Annotated in this window: 24 protein-coding genes; 12 read left to right on the forward strand and 12 right to left on the reverse strand. The window is 72.4% G+C overall.

Translation table 11 applies throughout. From position 1 onward, the window contains the following. Positions 1-129: 129 nt before the first annotated feature. Complete coding sequence (locus tag ACIBK1_RS10265; protein WP_357314156.1) at positions 130-2,904, reverse strand: aconitate hydratase; 2,775 nt, start codon at positions 2,902-2,904, stop codon at positions 130-132. A gap of 259 nt (positions 2,905-3,163) precedes the next feature. Beyond that, the gene (locus tag ACIBK1_RS10270; RefSeq protein WP_231513698.1) at positions 3,164-3,883 is read right to left on the reverse strand and encodes a metal-dependent hydrolase; all 720 of its coding nucleotides are present in this window, start codon (positions 3,881-3,883) and stop codon (positions 3,164-3,166) included. Positions 3,884-4,283: 400 nt separating this feature from the next. Here ACIBK1_RS10270 and ACIBK1_RS10275 point away from each other — a divergent pair, with 400 nt between their 5' ends. The 8 genes from ACIBK1_RS10275 to ACIBK1_RS10310 all read left to right on the forward strand — a co-directional run bounded on the left by ACIBK1_RS10275 (position 4,284) and on the right by ACIBK1_RS10310 (position 10,285). Next, entirely contained in the window at positions 4,284-5,018 is a 735-nt protein-coding gene (locus ACIBK1_RS10275) for a PadR family transcriptional regulator (RefSeq protein ID WP_030505456.1), read from the forward strand. Then, complete coding sequence (locus tag ACIBK1_RS10280; RefSeq protein ID WP_396733883.1) at positions 5,015-5,731, forward strand: DUF1707 domain-containing protein; 717 nt, start codon at positions 5,015-5,017, stop codon at positions 5,729-5,731. Before ACIBK1_RS10275 ends, ACIBK1_RS10280 begins: the two co-directional genes overlap by 4 nt. Positions 5,732-5,816: 85 nt before the next feature. Next, positions 5,817-6,926, forward strand: coding sequence for a HesA/MoeB/ThiF family protein (locus tag ACIBK1_RS10285; protein ID WP_396733886.1), 1,110 nt, complete (start codon positions 5,817-5,819; stop codon positions 6,924-6,926). A gap of 80 nt (positions 6,927-7,006) precedes the next feature. Beyond that, positions 7,007-7,132, forward strand: coding sequence for a hypothetical protein (locus ACIBK1_RS10290; protein WP_264295178.1), 126 nt, complete (start codon positions 7,007-7,009; stop codon positions 7,130-7,132). 383 nt (positions 7,133-7,515) lie between these two features. Further along, on the forward strand, positions 7,516-8,730 hold the full coding sequence (locus ACIBK1_RS10295) for a hypothetical protein (protein ID WP_030505459.1): 1,215 nt from the start codon (positions 7,516-7,518) through the stop codon (positions 8,728-8,730). Next, positions 8,705-9,343: a DUF6879 family protein gene (locus ACIBK1_RS10300; RefSeq protein WP_156080700.1), complete on the forward strand. Its 639-nt coding sequence runs from the start codon at positions 8,705-8,707 to the stop codon at positions 9,341-9,343. Before ACIBK1_RS10295 ends, ACIBK1_RS10300 begins: the two co-directional genes overlap by 26 nt. Before the next feature lie 80 nt (positions 9,344-9,423). Further along, positions 9,424-9,552 carry a hypothetical protein gene (locus tag ACIBK1_RS10305; RefSeq protein ID WP_269321757.1) on the forward strand — a complete coding sequence of 43 codons (129 nt, stop codon included), beginning with the start codon at positions 9,424-9,426 and terminating at the stop codon, positions 9,550-9,552. A 103-nt stretch (positions 9,553-9,655) separates the two neighbouring features. After that, positions 9,656-10,285 (forward strand): DUF6879 family protein, encoded by a 630-nt coding sequence (locus ACIBK1_RS10310; RefSeq protein ID WP_396733889.1) that lies wholly within the window; start codon positions 9,656-9,658, stop codon positions 10,283-10,285. 65 nt (positions 10,286-10,350) lie between these two features. On the opposite strand, the gene ACIBK1_RS10315 is transcribed toward ACIBK1_RS10310, so the two are convergent. Continuing rightward, positions 10,351-10,794 carry a MarR family winged helix-turn-helix transcriptional regulator gene (locus ACIBK1_RS10315; protein ID WP_396733892.1) on the reverse strand — a complete coding sequence of 148 codons (444 nt, stop codon included), beginning with the start codon at positions 10,792-10,794 and terminating at the stop codon, positions 10,351-10,353. 75 nt (positions 10,795-10,869) lie between these two features. On the opposite strand from ACIBK1_RS10315, the gene ACIBK1_RS10320 reads away from it, so the two are divergent. Continuing rightward, the gene (locus tag ACIBK1_RS10320) at positions 10,870-11,856 is read left to right on the forward strand and encodes an alpha/beta hydrolase (protein WP_231513699.1); all 987 of its coding nucleotides are present in this window, start codon (positions 10,870-10,872) and stop codon (positions 11,854-11,856) included. 83 nt (positions 11,857-11,939) lie between these two features. On the opposite strand, the gene ACIBK1_RS10325 is transcribed toward ACIBK1_RS10320, so the two are convergent. Genes ACIBK1_RS10325 through ACIBK1_RS10340 form a run of 4 tightly spaced genes read right to left on the reverse strand, consistent with a single transcriptional unit; the run spans position 11,940 to position 13,893 of the window. Beyond that, the gene (locus tag ACIBK1_RS10325; RefSeq protein WP_396733895.1) at positions 11,940-12,374 is read right to left on the reverse strand and encodes a VOC family protein; all 435 of its coding nucleotides are present in this window, start codon (positions 12,372-12,374) and stop codon (positions 11,940-11,942) included. Next, a complete protein-coding gene (gene mug / locus ACIBK1_RS10330) occupies positions 12,371-12,946 on the reverse strand; it encodes a G/U mismatch-specific DNA glycosylase (RefSeq protein WP_396733898.1) in 576 nt (191 codons plus the stop codon). The genes ACIBK1_RS10325 and mug overlap by 4 nt, the downstream gene beginning before the upstream one ends. A gap of 28 nt (positions 12,947-12,974) precedes the next feature. After that, positions 12,975-13,481 (reverse strand): cupin domain-containing protein, encoded by a 507-nt coding sequence (locus tag ACIBK1_RS10335; protein WP_396733901.1) that lies wholly within the window; start codon positions 13,479-13,481, stop codon positions 12,975-12,977. A 40-nt stretch (positions 13,482-13,521) separates the two neighbouring features. Next, positions 13,522-13,893: a DUF4267 domain-containing protein gene (locus tag ACIBK1_RS10340; protein WP_030505467.1), complete on the reverse strand. Its 372-nt coding sequence runs from the start codon at positions 13,891-13,893 to the stop codon at positions 13,522-13,524. Between the two features lie 88 nt (positions 13,894-13,981). Here ACIBK1_RS10340 and ACIBK1_RS10345 point away from each other — a divergent pair, with 88 nt between their 5' ends. Further along, complete coding sequence (locus ACIBK1_RS10345) at positions 13,982-14,554, forward strand: TetR/AcrR family transcriptional regulator (RefSeq protein ID WP_396733904.1); 573 nt, start codon at positions 13,982-13,984, stop codon at positions 14,552-14,554. An 82-nt stretch (positions 14,555-14,636) separates the two neighbouring features. Here ACIBK1_RS10345 and ACIBK1_RS10350 read toward each other — a convergent pair whose 3' ends face one another. After that, on the reverse strand, positions 14,637-15,233 hold the full coding sequence (locus tag ACIBK1_RS10350) for a TetR/AcrR family transcriptional regulator (RefSeq protein ID WP_030505469.1): 597 nt from the start codon (positions 15,231-15,233) through the stop codon (positions 14,637-14,639). 199 nt (positions 15,234-15,432) lie between these two features. Between ACIBK1_RS10350 and ACIBK1_RS10355 the strand changes: the two genes are divergently transcribed. Then, complete coding sequence (locus tag ACIBK1_RS10355; RefSeq protein ID WP_387069541.1) at positions 15,433-16,926, forward strand: MDR family MFS transporter; 1,494 nt, start codon at positions 15,433-15,435, stop codon at positions 16,924-16,926. 91 nt (positions 16,927-17,017) lie between these two features. Here the strand turns inward: ACIBK1_RS10355 and ACIBK1_RS10360 are convergent, their stop codons facing one another. The 3 genes from ACIBK1_RS10360 to ACIBK1_RS10370 form a co-directional block, all read right to left on the reverse strand. Further along, positions 17,018-19,504: a polynucleotide kinase-phosphatase gene (locus ACIBK1_RS10360; protein WP_396733907.1), complete on the reverse strand. Its 2,487-nt coding sequence runs from the start codon at positions 19,502-19,504 to the stop codon at positions 17,018-17,020. Continuing rightward, complete coding sequence (locus ACIBK1_RS10365) at positions 19,501-20,937, reverse strand: 3' terminal RNA ribose 2'-O-methyltransferase Hen1 (protein ID WP_396733909.1); 1,437 nt, start codon at positions 20,935-20,937, stop codon at positions 19,501-19,503. Before ACIBK1_RS10365 ends, ACIBK1_RS10360 begins: the two co-directional genes overlap by 4 nt. Before the next feature lie 132 nt (positions 20,938-21,069). Next, complete coding sequence (locus tag ACIBK1_RS10370; RefSeq protein WP_030505473.1) at positions 21,070-21,987, reverse strand: LLM class F420-dependent oxidoreductase; 918 nt, start codon at positions 21,985-21,987, stop codon at positions 21,070-21,072. 92 nt (positions 21,988-22,079) lie between these two features. On the opposite strand from ACIBK1_RS10370, the gene ACIBK1_RS10375 reads away from it, so the two are divergent. Next, a complete protein-coding gene (locus ACIBK1_RS10375) occupies positions 22,080-23,210 on the forward strand; it encodes a hypothetical protein (RefSeq protein ID WP_396733911.1) in 1,131 nt (376 codons plus the stop codon). Positions 23,211-23,316: 106 nt separating this feature from the next. Here ACIBK1_RS10375 and ACIBK1_RS10380 read toward each other — a convergent pair whose 3' ends face one another. Then, positions 23,317-24,267: an NADP-dependent oxidoreductase gene (locus tag ACIBK1_RS10380; RefSeq protein ID WP_396733913.1), complete on the reverse strand. Its 951-nt coding sequence runs from the start codon at positions 24,265-24,267 to the stop codon at positions 23,317-23,319. Positions 24,268-24,317: the final 50 nt, after the last annotated feature.

Below are 24,317 nucleotides of genomic sequence, written 5' to 3' on the forward strand. Positions count from 1 at the left end.
TCGTGCCGCGTGGCGCGGATGCCTGCCTTCCCCGAGTCACTCTTCACGCCTCGGCCCAGCGGGGGGCCGCCCGTCCTGGACGGGACCGAGATCCCGTCCAGGACGGCGTCGTGTCCGATGAGGATGCGCTCAGCTCTTGGCGAGCAGGGAGCGCAGGACGTACTGCATGATGCCGCCGTGGCGGTAGTAGTCCGCCTCGCCGGGCGTGTCGATCCGCACCACGGCCTGGAACTCGACGTCCCCGGCCCGCACGGTGACGGTGGCGGGGGTCGAGCCGGTGTTGAGCTCCTCGACGCCCACGATGTCGAAGGTCTCCTCGCCGGTCAGGCCCAGCGAGCCGGCGCTCTCACCCTCGGGGAACTGCAGCGGCAGCACGCCCATGCCGATCAGGTTCGACCGGTGAATGCGCTCGTACGACTCGGCGATGACGGCGCGCACGCCGAGCAGCGCGGTGCCCTTGGCCGCCCAGTCGCGCGACGACCCCGAGCCGTACTCCTTGCCGGCCAGGACGACCAGCGGGATGCCGGCGGCCTGGTAGTTCTGCGACGCGTCGTAGATGAACGCCTGCTCCCCGCCCGCCGTGAAGTCGCGGGTGTAGCCGCCCTCCACGCCGTCCAGCAGCAGGTTGCGCAGCCGGATGTTGGCGAAGGTGCCGCGGATCATCACCTCGTGGTTGCCGCGGCGGGAGCCGTACGAGTTGAAGTCCCTGACCTCGACGCCGTGCTCGCGCAGGTAGCGGCCCGCCGGGGTGTCGGCCTTGATCGAGCCCGCCGGCGAGATGTGGTCGGTGGTGACCGAGTCGCCCAGCTTGGCCAGGACCCTGGCGCCACGGATGTCCGTGACCGGCTCGGGCTTGGCCGGCATGCCGTCGAAGTACGGCGCCTTGCGGACGTACGTCGACTCCGGGTCCCACTCGAAGGTGTCGCCGGTCGGGATCGGCAGCGACTGCCAGTGCTCGTCGCCCTTGAACACGTCGGCGTAGTCACGCTTGAACATGTCCTGGCTGATCGACTCCGACACCACCGTCGCGACCTCCTCGGGCGACGGCCAGATGTCCTTGAGGAAGACCGGCTGCCCGTCGGCGCCGACGCCGAGCGGCTCGTTGTTCAGGTCGACGTCCATCGACCCGGCCAGCGCGTACGCCACCACGAGCGGCGGCGAGGCCAGGTAGTTCATCTTGACGTCGGGGTTGATCCGGCCCTCGAAGTTGCGGTTGCCCGACAGCACGGCGGTGACCGCGAGGTCGCTGTCCTGGATCGCGGCGGAGATCTCCGGCTCAAGCGGGCCGGAGTTGCCGATGCAGGTGGTGCAGCCGTAGCCGACGAGGTTGAAGCCCAGCTTGTCGAGGTAGGGCTGGAGACCCGACCGCTCGAAGTAGCCGGTGACGACCTGGCTGCCCGGGGCGAGCGAGGTCTTCACCCACGGCTTGCGCGACAGGCCCTTGTCCACCGCGTTCTTCGCCAGCAGGGCCGCGCCGAGCATGACGTACGGGTTGGAGGTGTTCGTGCAGGACGTGATCGCCGCGATCGTGACGACACCGTGGTCGATCTCGAAGGATGTGCCGTCCGACAGCGTGACCGGCGTGGGCCGGTGCGGCCGCTCCCCGTTGCGGCGGACCGCGTGCGGCACGTCGCCCGCCCCGCTGTGGGAGATCGCCGGAGAGTCGGAGGCCGGGAACGACTCGGCGGACGCCTCGTCGGCGGGACCCTGGATGCAGTCATCCGCCACGTAGTCCCGCACCGCCGCGCGCCAGGCCGACTTGGCGTCGGCCAGCGGGATGCGGTCCTGCGGGCGCTTGGGCCCGGCGATCGACGGGACGACGGTCGACAGGTCGAGCTCGATGTACTCGCTGAAGGCGGGCTCGGGCGCCGAGGGGTCGAGCCACAGGCCCTGCTCCTTGGCGTACGCCTCGACCAGCGCGACCTGCTCCGGCGAGCGGCCGGTGAGCTTGAGGTAGTCGACGGTCTGGCCGTCGATCGGGAAGATGGCGCAGGTGGAGCCGAACTCGGGGCTCATGTTGCCGATCGTGGCGCGGTTGGCCAGCGGCACGCTGGAGACGCCCTCGCCGTAGAACTCCACGAACTTGCCGACCACGCCGTGCTGGCGCAGCATCTCGGTGATCGTGAGCACGAGGTCGGTCGCGGTGGCGCCGGCCGGCAGCTTGCCGGTCAGCTTGAAGCCGACCACCCGCGGGATCAGCATCGAGATCGGCTGGCCGAGCATCGCGGCCTCGGCCTCGATGCCTCCGACGCCCCAGCCGAGGACGCCGATGCCGTTCTCCATCGTGGTGTGGGAGTCGGTGCCCACGCAGGTGTCCGGGTACGCCTTGCCGTCGCGGGTCATGACCACGCGGGCCAGGTGCTCGATGTTGACCTGGTGGACGATGCCGGTGCCCGGCGGGACGACCTTGAACTCGTCGAACGCCGTCTGGCCCCAGCGCAGGAACTGGTAGCGCTCGCGGTTGCGCTCGTACTCCCGCTCGACGTTGCGCTGGAAGGAGTCGGGGTGGCCGAAGAAGTCCACGATGACCGAGTGGTCGATGACCATCTCGGCCGGCGCGAGCGGGTTGATCTTCGCCGCGTCGCCGCCCAGGTCGCGTACGGCCTCGCGCATCGTGGCGAGGTCGACGACGCAGGGCACGCCGGTGAAGTCCTGCATGATCACGCGCGCGGGTGTGAACTGGATCTCAACGCTCGGCTGGGCGTTCGGGTCCCAGCCCGCGATGGCGCGGATGTGGTCGGCGGTGATGTTCGCGCCGTCCTCGGTGCGGAGCAGGTTCTCCAGCAGGATCTTGAGGCTGTACGGGAGGCGCGCCGACCCCTCGACGGCGTCCAGCCGGTAGATCTCGTATGACGCGTCACCGACGCGCAGCGTGTCACGGCTGCCGAAGCTGTTCGCGGACACGAAGTTCGCCTCCCCAGGGTTCCGGGCTTGTCACAGGTATCGTCTGCATCCTCCCGCACGCACGGGACACTCCTGACAATTAGGTTGCCCTAACCTGTGCGGCTCGGAGGATGTCTCGACATCAAGATATCCCTCAAGATATCTCGACATCAAGTTACTCTTCGGTAGGCCGACGGGCGTCGCACTGACGTCGGCAGACAGGCGGATTTTCCGGTTCCGGGAAGTTCCCGCGAACACGCCGGCCGCGAGGCCTCCTCGCTCAGGCGGGCATCAGCCGCAGGCAGAACAGCGCGATCACCACGATCGACAGCGCCGGGCCGAGGAACTGCTTCTCGAACGCCTTGCCGGTCTTGATCCCGATATCCCACGGCAGGAGCCAGCGCCCCTTGATCGGCCATAAGACGGGACAGCCGCGCTCGGTCAGGCAGTCGCCGATCACGTGCACCAGGCAGCCGACCCCGATGGCCAGCCCCAGCCAGGAGTAGGTGACCCCGAGCGTCATGAAGGTGAGGAACAGCGCCGCGGTGAGGCCGACGTTCACGATCGCGGAGGTGAGCGTCCTGCCGGGCACGCCGATGCCCACGGCGCGGATCGCCAGGCCGATCATCAGCACGACCAGGATGTCGCGGCCGACGGCGTAGCGGTCGCCGAGCAGGTGCGCTCCCACTCCCATCAGGACGCTGAACAGCAGCGAGTGGGTGGCGTGGCGGTGCCCGCCGCTCACGAAGTTCACGCCCTTGCTGAGCAGCCAGGTCACCGGTCCGAACGTCTGGGCGATCGTGGCACTGGGGTGGTCGAGATCGGGCAGCATGGCCGCGCCCGCGCACACCACGGCACCCGCGACGAGCTCGGGCGGGGTCAGGATCGGCCCCGTCATCGTCGCAAGCTCCGGATGTCCCAGCGCCTCCGGCAGTGCCACCAGGACCGGCGCCACCGCCAGCCACACCGCCGCCCCGCTGAGGGCGTGCGAATGCCCCATCATGACAAGATCACGCTTTGAGACTCTACGGCAAAGCACTGACAAATTCCGCGAAACACCCACCGGTCCGGCTGCGTGTCGGCCCCGCAGGACGGTGGCGGCGGGAACGCGCCAGGGGCCCCGGCGGCCCGGAACTTTCCCCCGTGACGGCGGCCGGAATGACAAAGACGGGATCGTCCCGCTCCAAGAGCACCCCCCAGCCCTCTCAGAGCAGAACGATCCCGTCTTCGTGAGAGGTAACGCTACGGTCTCGGGCCCTGTTCCCCCTACTCGAAAAACTTCCCCGTGAGCTACGTCACTCTTACCCGGGGATTGTCGTAAGAACCATCGCGATATATCGTTGAGCCATCGAGAACGGATCGTGAAGCAGACAAGTCGGGAACCAGAAGGGGGCACTGCGATGAGTTCGGCAGGCACGGTCGGCGGGCCCTGGGCCCGCACGGGGTTCGAGCACCGGTTGAGACACGAGATGCGGCGCGCGATGCGCGAGGCGTTCACGAAGGGGGCGGCCATGTGGCACCAGGAACATCACGAGGGCGGGGGCCCTCACGAGCACCGGCACAGGGGCGGCATGCGGGGGCGCGGCCCGTGGGGCGGTTTCGGGCCCGGCCCGTTCGGGCCACCGTGGGCGGGCGGCAACTTCCCGTTCGGCCCCCGGGGCTTCGGACGGCCGAGGAAGGCCAAGCGCGGCGACGTGCGGGCGGCGATCCTCGCCCTGCTCGCCGAGGAGCCGCGCAACGGCTACCAGATCATCCAGGAGATCGCCGAGCGCAGCCAGGGCGGATGGAAGCCCAGCCCGGGCGCGGTCTACCCGGCGCTGCAGCAGCTCACCGACGAGGGCCTGGTGCGCGCGGAGGAGACCGACGGGCGCAAGACGTTCCAGCTCACCGAGACCGGTCGCGCCTACGTCGAGGAGCACGGTGACGAGGTCCGGGCGCCCTGGGAGGAGATGACGCCGGACATCGGGGACGACGTCCACGAGCTGTTCGACCTGTCCAGGCAGGCGGCGTCCGCACTGTTCCAGATCGCCCATTCGGGCAGCGAGGGGCAGGTAAGGCAGGCGAGGCAGGTCCTGACCGAGACCAGGCGGCAGTTGTACCGGATCCTCGCCGACGGCGACCCTGTGGAGGAATGACGATGGTCTCCCCCGACGAGCCCGCCGCCGCAGGCGGCGCACACGCCTCCCGCGGCGGCGGCACGCCGAGCGCAGGGTCGGCGGGCCACACCCCGCCGAGGTCAGGGTCGGCGGGCCACGCCCCGCCGAACGGTCCGACGCACGGCGGGCTGCGGATCGGCGACCGGGAGCGCGACGAGGTGACGCGGCTCCTGCACGACGCGTTCGCGCAGGGCCGCATCACCCGCGAGGAGCTCGACGAGCGCCTCGACGCGACGCTCTCGGCGCGCACCGCCGAGGACCTCCGGCGAGTGACCGCCGACCTGCCCGGCGCGTGGCCGGCCGACGCCCGGGCGGGGGGCGCGCCGGGCGGCGGCCACTGGGCCGGCGACGCACGGACCGGGGGCCCCTGGCACCCGGGCTTCCCCTCCGCCGGCATGCCCGGTTTCCCCGGTTCCTTCCCCCGCTCCCCCCTGGGCGCGCGCCCCGGGCCGTACGGTCCCTTCCGGCCCGGCGGCCCGCAGTGGGGACGTGGCATGGTCTCGCGGCGGCACGGCCACCGTCCGCATCCGGCGATGTTCCTCATCCCGGTGGCCGCGATCGTCGTCCTGGTGGCAGGTCCGATGTGGCCGCCGTTCCTGGTGCTCAAGCTCCTGGTCGTCGCCCTGGTGGTGAAGGCGGTGCTCGGCATGACCCACCACCGGCGTCATCACCGGCACTCCATGCGGCACTGACTTCGGGTCTTGCGAATCGGAGCTCCAGGTGATGACTTCTCGGTAGGACCGCACGCAACCCCCTGCCGAGGAGGAACCGGGACACGTGCTGTTGCCACGGGTCAAGCGGAGGCACGAGCCGCACCGCTTCGATGACGGAACGGTGCGCATCGGCGGCGAGATCTACGGGATCGCCACCGAGATCAGCGATCCGACGGGGGGCGCGTGGGCCGCGCTCACCCTGATGGACGGCACCCGGTCTCCCGCGGACGTCGCGGAGGCCGTGTGCCGGCGGCTGCCCGGCGTCTCCGCGCCCCAGGCGGCGCGGATCGTCGCCGCCCTGATCGCGTCGGGGCACGTGGAGGACGCCGCGGCCCCGGCACCGGGCGAGCTCAGCGAACGCGAGCGCAGGCGGTACGACAGGAGCCAGGCGTTCTTCCATCAGGTCGACCTGACGCCGGGGCGGCAGGGGTGGGACGCGCAGGTGCGGCTGCGGGCCGCACGGGTCGTGGTGCTTGGCCTCGGGGGCACGGGCAGTCACGCCGCGTGGGCCCTCGCCGCCTCCGGCGTCGGCCGCCTGCACTGCGTCGACGCCGACGTGGTGGAGCTGTCGAACCTGAACCGGCAGGTCCTCTACACCGAGGACGACCTCGGCCGCGCCAAGGTGGACGCGGCCCTCGGCAGGCTGCGCCGGCTGAACTCCGACATCGAGGTCACCGGCGAGCGGCGGGCGATCGGCAGCGAGGCGGACCTGCTGTCCGTCGTGGCGGGCGCCGACGTCCTCGCGCTGTGCGCCGACGAGCCGAGGGAGCCGGGCATCCGGATCTGGGCCAACCGCGTCTGCGCGCGGGCGGGCGTGCCCTGGGTCGGCGGAGGCTACAACGGCCCGCTCGTGACCGTGGGCGTCTTCACCCCCGGCCGCGGCGCCTGCTACGAGTGCCTGTCGGCGGGCGAGGCGCGCCGCCGTAGACCGGGTCTTCCGGTGGACCTCGGAGGACCGGCCGTGGTCGCCGCCTCGGCCGGCCTGTCGGGGCATCTGGTCGCCCATTCGGTGATCTCGCTCATCACCGGAGTGCCCGAGCCCGTCACCGGAACGGTCGTCGGGCTGAACCTCGTCGCACCTGACCAGCATGTGTGGGTCCGGCATCCGCCTCGCCCCGACTGCCGGGTCTGTGGAATTCAGCGGACATCGACCAAGTCACAAAATAGGACTTGACCGATCATGTGCGACATCCGAACATTTAGATGTTTTCTCGCGCGAGGTCCGCACCAACAATCCACAACAGAAGGTGCTCGATGACCCCTCAAGAGCAAAACCAGACCCAGCCGGAGGAAGCGGCCGAGCCCGTCGCGGCCGAGATCGCGATCCGCAGACTCGACAAGATCGAGACGACGGCCTTCAGCCAGGGGAACTCGACCTGAGGCCGCCCGAGGGTGCCTGACACATGCCGCCCGCCACGAGCGGGAACCCCGATGGATGCATCGCAAGGCGGAGGAGGCCGTAGCGGAGCCGTGGGCGCCTTTCCCGGGTCCCGCGGAAAGCCGGCGCCTGCGTGGAATTCCCGCGAGGGGATTTTCGGGCCATGTCGCTATTTCGGGCCCCGCGGCGATTTCGGGCATGCGCGGAATCACCACGGGCGGGACGAGGATTTCGGGCCCGCCGGAAAATCCGTTTCCGCGAGGAGTTCTTCGTGGGTGACGCGCGGCGAAGCGCCGCACGGGCCACGGGCAGCGGGGTGTGATACGTCAGGCAGGACCGGGGCGGGCCGTTCGCCCGCCCCGGTGCGTCCCGCGGGCCACTCGTCATGACACCGACCCGGGTGACCCTGCACGACCTCGGCGTACGCCGGGATCGCGAGGAGTGGATCGTCGGGCGGGTGGAGACCGGCGACGTCATCGCCGTGCCCGCGCCGGGCATGCGGATCATCCGCCTGTTCCAGGAGGGGGCCACGGTCCCCGAGGTGGAGCGCCGGCTCGGCGCGGAGACCGGGACCCGGATGAACGTGGGCGGATTCGTCGACGGCCTGGTCCGTGCGGGATTGGTGGCGGCGGTGGACGGCCGGCCCGTCCCCGGGCCCGCTCCCCCGCCGCCCACCTTTCCCCGGCTGCTGCCCCGCCACGTGCGGTGGACGCTCAATCCGTTGCTGCACGCCGCCTTGGCGGCCGTGATCCTGGCCGGGGCGGCGGTGGCGCTGCTGCGACCGGGGACGATGCCCGGCTGGCGGGACCTGCTCTGGAGCGACCGCGGGACGCTGGTCCTGCTCGCGCAGACGGCGGCCGGATGGCTGCTGATCCTCCTCCACGAGCTGGCCCATCTGTGCACGGCTCGCGCCGCGGGCGTGCCGGGGCGCATCAGGTTCGGCACCCGCCTGCAGTTCCTCACGGCGCAGACCGAGGTGTCGGGCATCTGGCTGGCGGAGCGCCGGGTCCGGCTGACGGTCTACCTCTCCGGCATGGCGCTGGACGCCGCCGTGTGCGCGGTCTGCCTCCTGCTGACCGTGGCGACCGGTCCGCGTCCGGCCCTGTCCGTCGTCGCCCTGACCGCGCTGATCATGCTGTCGACCCAGTTCCTGGTGTTCATGCGCACCGATCTCTACTTCGTCCTGCAGGACGTGACGGGCTGCCGGAACCTGTACGGCGACTCCGCCGCGTACGCCGCGCACGTGTGCCGCCGGGCCCTGCTGCGCCGGTCGGCCGATCCGCTCGCCCGGCTGCCGCGGACCGAGGGCCGGTGGGTCCGGGCGTACACCGCGCTGCTCGTCGCCGGGACCGCGCTGTGCCTCTGCCTCGCCGCCGCGGTGACGATTCCCGTGACCCTGGGCCTGCTCGCCGGTTCCGTACGCACGCTGCTCGACCCGCCCGGCTGGGTCGACGCGGCGGACGGCGTGGTCACGGTGCTGGTCGTCACCGGGTTCCACGTCCTCTGGGCCACGACGTGGTGGCGCAGGCACGGCCCGAGGGCGCGCCGTGCCGCCGGACTGCTGAGGAGGAACCGTGATCCCGAGCGATGTGTTCGATGACGTCAGGGCCGCCGACGGCGAGTTCCTGGGGCTGGACGCCTACCAGGCCGAGTTCGAGGAGGTCTACCGCGACGCGGCGGAGGTGGTGTGGAAGCTGGAGCGCGCCCAGCACTTCCACGAGCCGGCCGTGCCGAGCTGGCGGGCCGCCGACGCGGGCGACTGGGCGCTGGCCGTCGAGCTCATCGAGGAGATGCGGGCCCCGCTGACCGCGATGTACCGCGAGCGGGCCCCGTTCCGGCGGCTGCGCGTCGTCGAGCTGCCCCTGACCGCCTACCTGCAGTGGGAGGCGCAGATCTTCGTCGTACGGGTGGCGGCGGGCGAGGAGATCAGGGTGCTCGGTGCGCCGGCGGTCGCACCGCTGGAGACCCGGGCGCCGCTGCCCGAACTGGTGGTCTTCGGCCCGGGCCTGCTGTACGAGGTCCGCTACGACGAGATCGGGGCCGCCGTCGGCGCCCGCCGGATCACCGACCCCGAGGTCGTCGCCCCCTGCCTGTCGGCCCTGGCCTCCCTGTACGGCGAGGGCGAGGACCTGCTGCCGTTCTTCGACCGCGAGGTGGCCCCGCTGCCGCCCCCGTCCGGCCTGTCGGAGAAGTCCCCCCAGATTGGGCCTTGACCCCGGATCAGCAGCGGCCAACGATCGACATGTCGCCCTCGGGGGAGAGTTTGCGGCCACGCCGACGAACGGAGGGTGAGATGAAGCCGGCCGAGCCAGAACCCGAGGTGGTGCAGGAGACCGAAGGAACGGCGAGGACGAGGCAGATCACGATCAGGCTGCTGGACGCGACGGAGACGGCCGTGTGCAGCAACTCGACGGGGAACTGACTCACCAGACGTCCGCGGAAGACCCACGCGCGCCACGTTCCAGATCCGGGCCGGAGCCTGGCGCGCTCCGACCAGCGATTCGGCTTCGGCCGAAGGAGACTTCATGCCCGGAGAAGCGTTCGAGCACGTCAGACAGGCCGCGGGAGAGGTGCTTCCCGCGGCGGAGTACCGGACCGAGCTCTACGACCACCTACGCCGGATGGAGGGCGTCGTGTGGAAGCTGGAACGCGCCCAGCACTTCCACGAGCCCGACACCCCGAGCTGGGTCGCCATGATGAGCGGAGACTGGGACCGGTCGCTCGCACTGATGGACGAGATGCGCTTCGCCGACGACCTGCCTCCCCGGGCGGAGCTGCGCCGGCTGCGGATCGTCGAGATGCCGCCGACGCCGTACCTGCAGTGGGAGATCGTGCTGCTCGCGGCGCGCACGCGCGCGGGCGAGCGGGCACGGGCGCTGCACGCCCGGTCCGTAGGTCACCTGGAGAGCCGCGCGCCCCTGCCCGAGCTGCTGATCCTCACCAGGGACCTGATGTACGAGATCCTCTACGACGAGATCGGCGCCCACGTGGGCGGGCGGCGGATCACCGACGCGCCGGTTGTCGAGGGCTGCGCCCGAGCCGTCGCCGAACTGTACGCCGGCGCCGAGGACATGGTGGCCTTCCACGACCGCGAGGTGGCGCAGCTGCCCCCGCCGGCCGCGGGGCGGATCCTGTCCCGCCCCGGCCACTCCTGAGACGCGGTCGCCCGAGCCGGCAGGGCAGGTGAGCCGGCAGGGCAGGTGAATCGGCGGGGCAGGGCTCAGGCCCCGTCCCGCCGGTGCTCCTCCAACGCCGCGCGCAGGGTGGCGAGCGTCGTGGCGGTCCGGGCGAGCTCGGCGGCCGGGACCGCGGCGGTGCGGGCCGCGAGCTCCTCCTGAAAGGTCGGGCGGGCCGCGGCCAGGAGCCGGGAACCCTCCGGCGTGAGGCTGAGGACGGAGGACCGCCGGTCGTCCGGGTGCGCCGCGCGCACGCACAGGCCCGCGCTCTCGAGCCGGTCCACGGCCTTGCTCACGGCTCCGACGGTGATCCCCACCTCGCGCACGATGTCGAGCACCCGGCATCCCGGGCGGCCGTCGATGATCTCCAGGAACTCGAACTGTCCCAGACCGATGCCGTGCTCGGCGCGCAGCCGGTCGCTCACGGTGTTGTAGAGCCGGGTCTCGACGCGGACGAGATCGGTGAACAGGCGAGTGATGTCCGTCACATTTCCCACGACAGTTGATTCCGAGGAATCATCTTCTCCGGAATCGGGTTGCCGACCGTACGTGCATTCCACGGAATGCATCCTTCCACCCCGACGATCCTGGAGGTCCGGATGACCCGCCAGCAGCGCGAGGCCGTCGACGCCCTGCACCGCAACGCCCCCGTGCGCCCGAACCCGACCCTGGCCGAGCGGCGCGCCGGATTCGCCCTCGCCCTCTCCCGGCCCCTGCCCGACGACGTCACGGCGCATGAGACGGTGCTCGCCGGCCGCCCCGCGCTCGACCTGACCCCGGCCACCACCGCCGGCCGCGGGCGGCTGCTCCACTTCCACGGCGGCGGCTACGTCCTGGGGTCGCCCGGCACGCACGCGGGGTTCACCGCCCAGCTGGTGCGCCGCGCCGGGCTGCGGGCCACGTCCCTCGACTACCGGCTGGCTCCCGAGCATCCCTTCCCGGCCGCGGTGGACGACGGTCTCGCCGCCTATCGGGCACTGCTCGACGGTGGCGTGCGACCGGAGGAACTGGTGCTCGCCGGGGACTCCGCGGGCGGGGGGCTGGTCGTCGCCACCCTGGTCGCGGCCCGCGACGCCGGCCTGCCGCAGCCGGCGGGCGCCGTCGTCTTCTCCCCCTGGACCGACCTGACACTCGGCGGGCAGAGCATGAGCACGAAGAAGGACGCCGACCCGATCTTCACCCGGGAGGCGCTCCAGGCGTTCGCCACCCCCTACCTGGCCGGTCAGGATCCCGCCCAGCCGCTGGCGAGCCCCGTGTTCGCCGACCTTCGGGGCCTGCCCCCGCTGCTGGTGCAGGCCGGCTCGAACGAACTCCTGCTGGACGACGCCGTCCGGCTCGCCGGGCGCGCGGCGGCCGACGAGGTGGAGGTCACGCTGCGGGTCTGGCCGCAGGTGCCGCACGTCTTCCAGAACCACTTCGGCCACCTCGACGAGGCCGACGCGGCGCTCGACGAGGCCGCCCGATTCCTGTCCACCAGTGTGCGGGCCGGGCGCGAGGCAGAGGTGGAGCGGCCTCTGGGCGGAGAGGAGCCGGGAGCGGGCCGTCACTGACCGCGGCGGTCGATCCCGTCAGGCCGGCGGCGGGCGCGGGCGGGCCGTCTCGGCCGCGATGGCCTCCAGCCTCCAGCGGGCGTTCAGTCCGCCGAAGGGGCCGGCGGTCGCACCTCGTGGGCCGTGAGCGGGGACCTGTCTCCGACGAGCCACAGGTGACCGAACGGGTCGAGGAAGCCGCCCTGACGGTGAACGCCCCAGGGCATCTCGTGGTCGCGAATCCGATCGACGCCGCCGTCCGCGCCGGCGGCCACGGCTCGCGCGATGAAGGCGTCCGGATCGTCGACGAATACCTCGACCCGCACGGTCCTCGTGCCCGCCTCGGCGGGAGTGGCCCAGCCGTTCTTCTCCGGCTCGCCGAGGAAGAAGGGCGCTCCACCGACCGTCAGCCCGACGACCCCGCCGAGGTCCCACAGCGTGGTGGCGCCGAGCGCCTGTGCGTACCAGCGTGCTGCCGCGCTCGCGTCGGGCACGGCAAGCATCAGTGAGAGGACGGGGCGATCCGCTGCCGCTGTCATGGACGGCCTCCTTCGGGACGATCGGCCGGCGAATCCGGCGTGGTGCGCCTCAGCCGTGCGTACTCGGCAGTGAGCCTATCGAGATCGAAATGGGCGTTCAGCCCACTGGGGTTGGGCAGCACCCACAGTGCCGCCCCGCCGACCGTCTCCTCCTGCGGGCCGATCCGGGCGGCGGGGCGCGCGAAGGCGACCCGGTAGGCCGACACCCCCGCTATCGCCAGGACGCGGGGGCGGACCTCCGCGACCAGTCGCGCGAGCCGCGCGCCGCCCTCGCGCAGCTCGTCCGGGGTCAGCTCGTCGGCCCGCGCGGTCGCCCTGGCCACGATGTTGGTGATGCCGAGCCCGTACGACGGGAGCAGGTGCTGCTCGGACGGCGCGAGCCTGCGTGGCACGAGACCGGACAGGTGCAGCACGGGCCAGAACCGGTTGCCCGGCCGCGCGAAGTGGTGACCGGTCGCGGCCGAGTAGAGGCTGGGGTTGATCCCACAGAACAGCACGTCGAGCTCGGGGCCGAGCACGTCGTCGATCGTCGCGTTCCGCGCCGCCTCCAGGTCGGCCTTGGTGGGGGCCATGCCGCGATGGTAGTGCCCTTCCACCGCGCTAGACGGCCCGCCCGCTCCTGGCGGCGTTCCAGACGGCGCTCGTGCGCAGGTGGTTGTCGTAGAGCTCCTGAACCTCCAGGAGGGACTCCGGGGGTTGCCTGCCGTAGGCGATGCGCTCCAGGTGCCGGAAGTATTCGAAGCGCTCCACGCCTGGCGTGATGACGATGAGGATGTCGGCGTCGTGGCCGGGGGCGGCGGCGAACGCGTGGGCGAGGCCGGGCGGGACGATGACGAGGTCGCCGCGTTCCGCGGTGACGACCTCATCCCCGGTCAGGAGCTGGGCGCGACCGTCGAGCAGGTAGAACAGCTCGGCGGAGCCGGCGTGGTGGTGGGGAGCGGCGCCGTCCGCGCCGTCGGTGAGGGTGACGCGCTGGGCGGACAGGGCGCCGCCCGTGGCGCTGCTGTCGGCCAGTAGCCGGATGGTGGTGGGGGTCCGGCCGATGACCTCGGCGTCGGCGGAGCGCACGATCACGGAGTCGGAGAAGCGGGGGACGACCAGCGACATTCGGGAGTCCTTTACGAAAGTGGTGCGACGGGTGCGGGGGTCACACGGCGAAGAGCAGGGCGGCGCTGATCAAGACGATCACGGCGGTCGCGAAGTGGATGCCGAACGCGACCGCCCGGGTGCCGCCGTTGCGCAGCACGATCAGGGTGTCGCCCAGGGGCAGCAGGGCGACGATCAGCATGTACCAGGCCTCGGCGCGGGCTCCGGCGAAGGCCAGCAGCGCCAGGCCCAGCAGCCCGTAGCCCCCGTCACGCAGTCCCTTGATCGTCAGGTAGGCCACGTCGCCGTCCTTCTTGGCCGGGACGCCGTAGCCGGCGGCCGCCGCGTGGGGCACGAGCAGGAAACGGGCTCCGATGAACAGGACGAACAGGTTGAGGACGACGGCGAGGCCGTACGCGATGGGGGTGAGCATGTCTCTCTCCGAGAACTAGCAGCGCTAGGAACAAGAATGACGCTAGCAGAGCATTGCGACAAACGCTAGCGCTGCTAGGATTCCTAGCATGTCCATCCAGTCGCGCAGAGAGCGCGAGCGCGCCGAGCGCGAGAAGCTGATCGTCACTGCGGCCCGCGAGCTGGCCGAAGCCGAGGGCTGGGAGGCGGTGACGACGCGACGGCTGGCCGAGCGGGTCGAGTACAGCCAGCCGGTGCTCTACAGCCACTTCACGGGCAAGGGCGCGATCATGGCGGCCGTCGCCGTGGAGGGCTGCGCCGACCTGGCCCGGGAGCTGCGTGCGGCCAGGACCGCGGCGCCGGACGCGCGCCGCGCCATCGCCGGCGTCAGCGCGGCCTACGTGGCCTTCGCCGACCGGCACCCGGCCCTCTATGACGTGATATTCAGCCTGGTCGTCCCGCTGCCGTTCGCCACCCCCGAGGCCCCGCCCGCCCTGCAGGCGGCCTTCGGCGAGCTGGCCGAGGCCGTCCGCCCCTACTCGGGCGGCGACAGCCTGGGCGCGCTGACCGAGACCTTCTGGGCGGCCCTCCACGGCCTGGTGACCCTCATGCGCGGCGGGCGGCTCCCGCGCGAGCACCACGACCTCAGGCTCGCGCTGCTCCTCGTCCGCTTCACCGGCTGAGCCTCGCAGGAGCCCGGCAGGAGAGGCAGGAGCCCGGCAGGAGTTCAGCGGAAGACCGGGCCGGCGGAGAGCCCCGGGGGGCTCAGCGGAAGGGCCGGGCCACCTCGTCGAGGGCCTGCTCCATGATCTGCGAGAGCGGGCGGGCCTCCTGCTCCTCGATCCAGACGTGCGTCGCGATGCGCAACGCGGCGAGGAAGGCCGCGGCCATGATCCGGCACTTCAGGTCGGCGGCCGGCTCCCCCGCCCCGTCGCGGTCGGAGATCGCCTGGACCAGTTCCCGTTCCAGTGCGGCGTGGTTGGCGAGCTGCCGGGCGAGCAGGGCCGGGTGGCGCCTGGTCAGAGAGGTGCGCACCGCCCACTCCCGCTCGGGCTCCCCCACGCCCTCCAGCTCGTCGCGCACGGCGCCGCGCAGCGCCCGCCAGCCCGACTCCCCCGCCGGCCGTTCGCGGATCGCCCGCACCAGGGACCGGATGCGCTGCTCCTCGCCGTACAGGAGGGCGTCTTCCTTGCTGCCGAAGTAGTTGGAGAAGGTCCGGCGCGAGATGTTGGCGGCCTCCACGATGTCGTCGACGGTGACGTGGTCCAGCCCGCGTTCCACGGCGAGCCGCAGGGTGGCCTTGTGGATGGCCTGCCGCGTCTCGGCCTTCTTACGCTCGCGCAACCCCGCCGTCGTCTCCATGGTGGGCTCAGCCTAGTCGCTAAAACATTGCCCACTGCGCAAAGTTGCCCAGTGGGCATGTAATCTTGAGGCAGTCGTCCTCACCCATCCCGATTGGAGGCTGCGCGTGAGCGCACCCACGCTGCCGGAGACGGGGGCCAAGAGCCACCGGCAGATACTCGAAGCGCTGAGCGGCCTGCTCCTCGTCCTGTTCCTCGCGATGATCAGCAGCACGGTCGTGTCGGTCTCGCTGCCCCAGATCATCGGCTCCCTCGACGGCACCCAGTCGCAGTACACCTGGGTGGTCACCGCGGCCCTGCTCACCACGACCGCCTCGACCCCCATCTGGGGCAAGCTCGCCGACCTGTTCAGCAAGAAGCTGCTGCTCGAGATCGCCATCGGCATCTTCCTCGTCGCCTCGCTGGCCTGCGGCTTCGCCCAGAACACGGCGATGCTGATCAGCTTCCGAGCGGTTCAGGGCCTGGGCATGGGCGCCCTGCAGATCCTGGTCCAGGTGATCATCGCCGCCATGATCAGCCCGAAGGAGCGGGGCAAGTACAACGGCTACCTCGGTGCGGTCATGGCCGTGGCCACGGTCGGCGGGCCGCTGCTGGGCGGCCTGATCACCGACACGTCCTGGCTGGGCTGGCGGTGGTGCTTCTTCCTGCCGATCCCGTTCACCGCGATCGCGCTGATCGTCCTGCACCGCACGCTCGACATCGTCTCGGTCCGCCGTCCGGGCACCTCGGTGGACTACCCCGGCGCGCTCCTCATCGCCGCGGGCGTGAGCATCCTGCTGGTCTGGGTCACCTTCGTCCACAACTCCTTCGACTGGATCTCCTGGCAGACCTTCGCCATGGTCGGCGCCTCGGTCGTGCTGCTGGCCGTCGCCGTCTGGGTGGAGTCCGTGGTCCGCGAGCCGGTCGTCCCGCTGCACGTCATCCGGCGGCGCACCCCGGCTCTCGCGATCCTCGCCAGCCTGGCCGTCGGCATGGCGATGTTCGGCGGTGCGGTCTTCCTGGGGCAGTACTTCCAGATCGGCCGCGGCTACAGCCCCACCGAGGCGGGCCTGCTCACCATCCCGATGATGTTCGGCGTGCTCGTGTCGTCCACGGTCTCCGGGCGGATGGTCTCGCGGAGCGGACGGGTCAAGCCGTACATCCTCGTCGGCTCGATCGTGCTCACGCTCGGTTTCGCGGCCCTGTCGATGATCGACCACGAGACCTCGCTGGTCCTCGTCGGCGCGGGGATGCTGGTCGTCGGCGCCGGCGTCGGCATGTGCATGCAGAACCTCGTCCTCGCCGTGCAGAACACCGTTCCGCTGCGCGAGCTGGGCGCCGCGAGCGGCGCGATCACGTTCTTCCGCTCGCTGGGCGGCACGATCGGCGTCTCGGTCCTGGGCGCGGTGCTGGCCAACCAGGTCACCGAGAACATCAGCACGGGCCTCACCAAGGCCGGCATCCCGGTGCCCGCGTCCCAGAGCAGCGGCGGCGCCAGCCTCAACATGGACGCGCTGCCCGAGCCGATCCGCACCATCGTGCGCGCCGCCTACGGCGACGCCACCGGCCACATCTTCCTGATCTCGGCCTGCATCGCGGTCGTCGGCATCCTCGCCGTGCTGTTCCTCCCGCAGGTGCGGCTGCGCGACAGCGTGGACCTGGCCGAGCCGGCCGCCGCCGGGGCGGACGCGCCCGCCGCGGCCGAGTCCCACTGAGCCCGGCTTCCTGAGCTCGACCCCCTGAGCCCGGCCCCCGGGTACGGCTCCCGTGCGTGAGCGGGAGGCCGTGCCCGGGGGCCGTCCGGTCTCACAGACGGGGATCGACCGGCTCGGACTCCAGCGCGAGGACGGCGAAGACCGCCTCGTGGATCCGCCACAGCGGCTCCCCCTCGGCCAGGCGCGTCAGCGCCTCCACGCCGAGCGCGTGCTCCCGCAGCGCCAGCGACCGCTTCCTGCCGGTGAACCTGCGCCGCAGCACGTCGAGCGACTCGGTGTAGTCGGGGCCGTAGATGATCCGCAGATATTCGCGGCCCCGCACCTTCACGCCCGGCTGCACCCGTCCCTCCTGATGCGCGGCGGGCTTGACCACCATGCCCTCGCCCCCGGCCTCGGTCAGCGCGGTCCACCACGTGACCGCCGCCTCCCGCTCCTCCGGCGAGTCGAGGGAGACGAAGACGTGACGGGTCGGCGTGACGAGCGGCGAGTCCATCAGGCCGAGCGTCTTCAGGTGCCACTCGTGCGGCTCCTCCACCGCCGTCGCCCTGCCCTCGCAGGCGAGAACCTGGAACGGCGCGAGCCGTACGCCGTCGAGACCCGAGACCGGCCAGCAGTAACGGGCATAGGCGTCGCGGAACCGGGCAGCGTTGTGAGCACGGCGGCGGGTGCGGTCGAGCAGAGCGCCTACATCCAGGCCACGTCCCGCCGCCATCTCCAGCGCCGCGACCGCCTCGGGCAGCGCCACCCGGGCGGCCGCGCCCACCGAGGCGTACTGGTCGCGGATCAGTCCCTCCGCCTTGGCCGACCACGGCAGCAGCTCGCAGTCGAGCACCACCCAGTCGGTCTCCAGCGCCTCCCACAGCGGCGCGGCCGCCTCGCGCAGCCGGTCCACCAGCTCCGGCACGTGCTCGTCGAAGAACGGCCGTCCCGTGCGGGTGTAGACGCTGCCCGTCGTGCCGTCGGCGACGCCGAAGCGACGGGCCGCGGCCTCCGGCGTCCGCGCCAGCACGGCGATCGCGCGCGAGCCCATGTGCTTCTCCTCGCACACCACCCGGGTCACCCCCGCCCGGGCGAACTCGTCGAACGCCTCAGCCGGGTGCTCCAGGTAGCCCTCCAGCGCGGAGGTCTCCGGCGGGGCCATGGTCGGCGGCAGGTAGACCAGCCAGCGGGGGTCCACGGCGAACCGGCTCATGATCTCCAGCGCGGCGCGGGAGTTCTCCTCCGCGATCCTGATCCGGCCGCCGGACCGCGTCTCCACGAAGCGGGTGCCGTCCACGTCGCCGATGTCCAGCACGCCGGGATCGCGGGCGGGGGTGGCCGCGGCCAGCGGCCGCGCCGGCTCGTACCAGACCTTCTCGGCCGGGACCGAGACGAGCTCGCGCTCGGGGTAGCGCAGGGCGGTCAGCCGACCGCCGAAGACCACGCCGGTGTCGAGGCAGATGGTGTTGTTGACCCATTCCGGCTCGGGCACCGGGGTGTGCCCGTAGACGACCATGGCCCGCCCCCGGTAGTCGTTCGCCCAGGGGTAGCGCACCGGCAGGCCGTACTCGTCGGTCTCCCCCGTCGTGTCGCCGTACAGGGCGAACGCCCGCACCCGGCCGGAGGCCCGCCCCTGGTAGGCCTCCTTGAGCCCGGCGTGCGCGACCACCAGCCTGCCGCCGTCGAGGCGGTAGTGACTGATGAGGCCGTCCATGAACGTCCTGGCGGCCGCGCGGAACTCCTCCGGCTCGGCGGCGAGCTGCTCCAGCGAACGCTCCAGGCCGTGGGCGACCCGCACCTTGCGGCCGTCGAGGGCCCGCACCAGCTTCTGCTCGTGGTTGCCCGCCACGCACAGCGCGGTCCCCGCCTCGACCATGTTCATGACCAGCCGCAGCACGCCCGGCGTGTCCGGGCCGCGGTCGACCAGGTCGCCGACGAAGACCGCCGTACGCCCCTCGGGGTGGGCGGCGCCGTCCGGCCCGACCTGCCAGCCGAGCTTCACCAGCAGGGACTCCAGCTCGGCCCGGCAGCCGTGCACGTCGCCGATGATGTCGAACGGACCGGTGAGGTGGGTCCTGTCGGTCCACGCCTTCTCGTACGCGATGGCCACGTCGTCGATCTCGTCGCCGCGCAGCACGTGGACCCGGCGGAAGCCGTCCTTGGAGATCTTGCCGAGCGACCGGCGCAGCTCCTTGCGCTGCCGGGTGATCACGTGGGGGCCGAAGGCCCGGTCGGGACGGCCCGCGTTGCGGGCGCGCGCCACCTCCTCCGGCACGTCGAGCACGATCGCGTCGGCGAGCACGTCGTGGGATCTGGCCAGCTCGATGAGCTTCTTGCGGGCCTCCCACTGCACGTTGGTCGCGTCCACCACGGTGAGCAGGCCCCGGCGCAGGCGGATGCCCACGATGTGGTGCAGCAGTTCGAACGCCTCGGGCGTGGCCGTCTGGTCGTTCTCGTCGTCGGAGACAAGGCCCCGGCAGAAGTCGGAGGAGACGACCTGCGTGGGCGCGAAGTGCCGGGCCGCGAACGTCGACTTGCCGCTCCCGGAGACGCCCACGAGCACCACCAGCGACAGCTCCGGCACGCTGATCTCGGTCACGGCCGCTCCTCCCTCCTGCTGAAGACCGCCATCTGGGTGGGCGGGCCCACCTCGGGGTCGTCCTCGCCGGCCGGCCGCAGATCGGCGGCGTACCCGTACGTCTCGCACACGCCCGCCACCCATCGGGCGAACTCCGCCCGGCTCCACTCGAACCGGTGGTCGGGGTGGCGGCGCGCCCCCGCGAGCAGCTCGTATCTGACGTTGTGCTCCACGTTGGGCGTGGTGACGATCACGTGGGCGGGCCGCGCCGTGCCGAAGACCACGCGTTCGAGCGCGGACAGCCGCGGCGGGTCCACGTGCTCGACGACCTCCATCAGCACCGCGGCGTCGTACCCGGCCAGGCGCGCGTCGGTGTAGGTCAGCGACCCCTGGAACAGCTCCAGCCTGGCCCGCTTGGCGTCGGGCATCCGCTCGGTGCGCAGGCGCCGCTTGGCCAGCGCGAGCGCGCGGGCCGACACGTCCATGCCGGCCACCTTGGCGAAGGCCGGCTTGGCGAGCAGAGCCGACAGCAGCTGCCCGGAACCGCACCCGAGGTCGAGCACGGTGCGGGCGCCGATCTCCTCCAGCGCCGCCACGACGGCCTCCCGGCGCAGCGTGTTCAGCGGCACCCGCTCCTCGCCCGCCGGTGCGGTGGAGGCGGAGGGCTCGGCGCCCGGCTCCTCCTCCACCGGCGGGTCCAGGGTCTCCTCCACGTCGTCGCCGAGCTCGGCGAGACGGGCGAAGGCGATGCGGGTCAGCGCCCACCGCCGGCCGAGGTAGCGGCGGGTGATCAGCCCCTTGTCCGGATGGGCGGCCAGCCAGCCCCCTCCCGCGCGGACGAGCTTGTCGACCTCGTCGCCCGCCAGCCAGTAGTGCTTGGCGTCGTCCAGCACCGGGAGCAGGACGTACAGGTGGTTGAGCGCGTCGGCCAGGCGCACGTTCCCGCGCAGCGTGAGCCGTACGTACCGGGACTCGCCCCACTCGGGGAAACCGGGGTCCAGCGGCACGGCCTCGGCCCGAACCTCCCAGCCCAGCGGCCCGAACAGCCGGTGCGCGAGATCGGCCCCTCCCCGGCACGGCAGCGCGGGCAGGCAGATCTCCAGGGGGATCGGCCCGTCCGCGAGGTCCTGACGGGAGGCGCACCTCCCGGTCCGCGCCGTGCGGAACACGTCGGCGAGCGCCGACGCCAGCAGGGAGGACGCGGCGTACGGCCGGTCGTTGACGTACTGCCCGAGGGAGAAGTCGGGCGAGGACGAGCCTCGCGAACGGGCCAGCCGCACCGGGTCGACCTCCAGCAGCAGCGCCGCGGTGCACCGGTCCTCGCCCGCCTCCGGGTAGAAGACCCGCGCCATGCCGAACGACTGCTCGAACTCCTGCACCCGGCCGGGGTGCTTGTGCAGGAGGAAGCCGAGGTCCGTGGCGGGCCGCAGAGTCGTCGAGATCGTGAGGAGCACCCGGCAAAGTGTGCCGGATGCCCTCTTCGACCGGCTATGGCTTTTCCGACCGCGCTACCCGCTCCTCACACGTGCGGCAGCGCTGTCATCACATGCGTAGCAGCGCTGTTTTCACACGTGCGGCAGCGCTCTCTAGACGTGCGGCAGCACCTCGGCCGCGATCAGCTCCAGGTGCTCCAGGTCCTGCAGGTCGAGGACCTGCAGGTAGAGACGCTCGGCGCCCATCTCGGCGAACCGGCCGATCTTGTCCACGATCTCCTGCGGCGTGCCCGCCAGCCCGTTGACGCGCAGCTCGTCGACCTTGCGGCCGATGTTGGCGGCGCGCCGGGCGATCTCCGCCTCGTCCCGCCCGGCGCAGACGATTTGCGCCGCCGACAGCAGGACGGTCTCCCGGCCCGCGGCGTCGCACGCCTGCCTGACCCGGTCGAAGGCCGCGGCGGTGTCCTCGGGAAGGTGGAACGGCACGTTGTACTCGTCGGCGAACCGGGCGACCAGCCGCGGCGTCCGCTTGGCGCCCCCGCCGCCGATGATGACGGGCGGCCGGGGCCGCTGCGCCGGCTTGGGCAGCCCCGGGGAGTCGGCCAGCTGGTAGTGCTCGCCCAGGAAGGAGAACGGCTTGGTCGCGGCCCACAACCCGGTCACGATCTCGAGCTGCTCCTCGAAGCGCTCGAACCGCTCACCCAGAGAGGGGAACGGGATCCCGTACGCCGTGTGCTCCTCTTCGAACCAGCCGGTGCCGAGACCGAGCTCCACACGGCCGCCGCTCATCTGGTCGACCTGGGCGACGCTGATCGCCAGCGGCCCGGGCAGGCGGAACGTCGCGGCGCTCACCAGCGTGCCCAGCCGGATGCTCGAGGTCTCCCGGGCAAGGCCGGCCAGGGTGATCCACGCGTCGGTCGGGCCCGGGGTCGGATCGCCCTCGCCCATCCGGAGGTAATGGTCGGACCGGAAGAACGCGTCGAACCCGAGCCGCTCGGCCGCCTGCGCCACCCTGAGCAGGTCGTCGTAGCTCGCCCCCTGCTGGGGCTCGGTGAAGATTCTCAATTTCATCCGTCCATTATCCCTGCCCCCGGGTTCCCGGCTTGCTAGAGTGCGAGCCGCCTGTGCGCAACGTGGTCGCATCGCAACTCTGGGTGGTGAGCGTGGACTCCGCACGTCATTCCCGCGAAGCGGGCCGCCCCCCGCGCTCTCTTGTCTTCCTGGCGTCGGCCGCGCTCGTCGCGGGCACCGGCGCGGCGCTGTGGGCGCTGCCCGCCGCCCCGCCCGGCTGGAACGCGAGGCCCGGGGTCACGGCCGCGCCCACCGGTGAGCGGACTCCGGCCTCACCGGTGCCGGAGACGCTGGTCGCCGCGCGCCAGACGGTCGCCTCGCCCACCCCGCCCGCCGCCGCTCCCCCCGCCGACGAGCCCGCGGCTCCTTACCGGGGGTTCCTCGACGCCGCAGGGGAACCGCACCCCGAACTGCTGCGGGCGGGGGTGCGCTCGTTCGCCATCGGTCACATCGTGGCAGGACCGGGCGGCTGCGCCCCCCACTGGGCGGGGGCGCGACCGCGCGGCGGGGAGTCCGTCACCGCCCGGATCGACCGGCTGCGGGCCGACGGCGGCGAGGTGTGGCCGGCGTTCGGCGGCCCGTACGGGCAGGAGCTGGCGGCCACCTGCGAGAACCCGGCCCGGCTGCTCTCGGCCTACCGCCACGTCGTGGCGGCGCTCGACCCTCCCGGCGTCGACTTCGAGGCAGGCGGGTCGGCCGGGCCCGCCGCCGTCAGCCGCCGCGCCGCCGCCGTCGCCCGGTTGCAGCGCGAGGCGCGGGCGCGCGGCCGCTCGCTGCGGGTCACGTTCACGCTTCCCGCCTCCCGGCATGGCCTGGAGGCGGCCGACCAGGAGATGCTGCGGGCGGCCCGCGAGGAGGGGGTGGAGATCGAGTCCGTCGGCCTGCTCGTGCCGATCGCCTCCGGCGTCTCGAACCTCCACGACCTGGCCGTCGCGGCCCGGGCGGCGCGCCTCCAGATCGCCGCGGCGCTCGACGTGCCGCCCGACCGGGTGTGGCGGCGGATGGGCCTCGTGCCGGTCCTCGCCGGCCCCGGCGACCTCGGCCCCGGCGACGCCGCGCGGCTGGCGGCGTTCCGGGCCCGCAACGGCCTGGGCTGGCTGTCCCTGCGGGGCGCCCAACCCGCCGACGACGTCGTACGGATCCTGACCCGGCCGCCGTACCCCGACGCCGGTGTCGCCCGGCCCGAAGCCATGCCCGGCGACCGGGGCGCGCGTCCCTGGTGAGCCGCTCGACGGATGGGTCGGCTCCGCAAGGCCCTGACCCCGCTTCGCGAGATCACCGATCCCCGCTTCCCGGGCCGATCCCCCCGAACCGGCTGGTGTAGCCGGCTCAGCCGGGCTCGCCGTGTGCGGGAGGAGCCGCGAGGACGACCTTGCCCCGGCGTGGCCCTCGCTCGGCGGCCGCATGCGCCTCGGCCGCCCGGTCCATGGGGAACACCGCCCGAACGGGGACGCGGAAGCGCCCCTGCGACGACAGCGCGGCCGCGAGGGCGAGACCATGCCGTCCGCCCGGCTCCCCGCCGAGCTCGCCCCGGGAGATGCCGACCCCGAGCTCCGGCCCGGTGAAGTCCGCGATGGTGAGGACGGACGCCGGCGAACCGGTGATCGTGATGAGGTCGCGAAGCGAGCCCGCGCCGGCGACGTCCAGCGCGAGATCGATCCCTCCGGGCACGAGATCGCGGACGCGCTCGGCGAGCCCGGACCCGTAGGCGACCGGGACCGCGCCGAGCCCGGCGATGAAGGCGTGGTTCTCCGGGCGGCCCGTGCCGATCACACGGGCGCCGCGGGCGACCGCCAGTTGGACGGCGACGCTGCCGACGCCGCCCGAGGCCCCGTCGACCAGGAGCGTCCTTCCCGCGCCCACATCGAGTCTGTCGAGCGCCCGGGTGGCGGTCTCGACACTCGTGGCGGCGGCCCCGGCCTCCTCCCACGACATCGAGGGCGGCTTCGCGGCCCAGAACGCCAGCACGGCGAACTCCGCGGCGGCGCCGCCCAGCCGCGAGACGTCGACGGCGCCGAAGACCTCGTCCCCGGCGGCGAACCCGGTGACGTCCGCGCCGACCTCGTCGATCACTCCGGCGGCGTCGACGCCGGGGATGTGCGGCAGGGGGAGCCGTGCGCTCGACGGCGACGTGCCCGCGCGCAGCGCGAGGTCGACCGGTGCGACTCCGGCGGCCCTGACCGCGATCCGCACCTCGCCGGGGCCCGCGTGAGGTGCGGGGAATCCTCCGACGGTGAGGACCTCGGGGGGACCGAACCGGTCGAACCCCACCGCAAACATCTTCGCATCCGGGAACATAATCACCTTTCCGGCTGTTCCGACTGGCCGTC

Origin of the sequence: Microbispora rosea, assembly GCF_044460045.1 — a bacterium.
Classification (GTDB): Bacteria; Actinomycetota; Actinomycetes; order Streptosporangiales; family Streptosporangiaceae; genus Microbispora; species Microbispora rosea.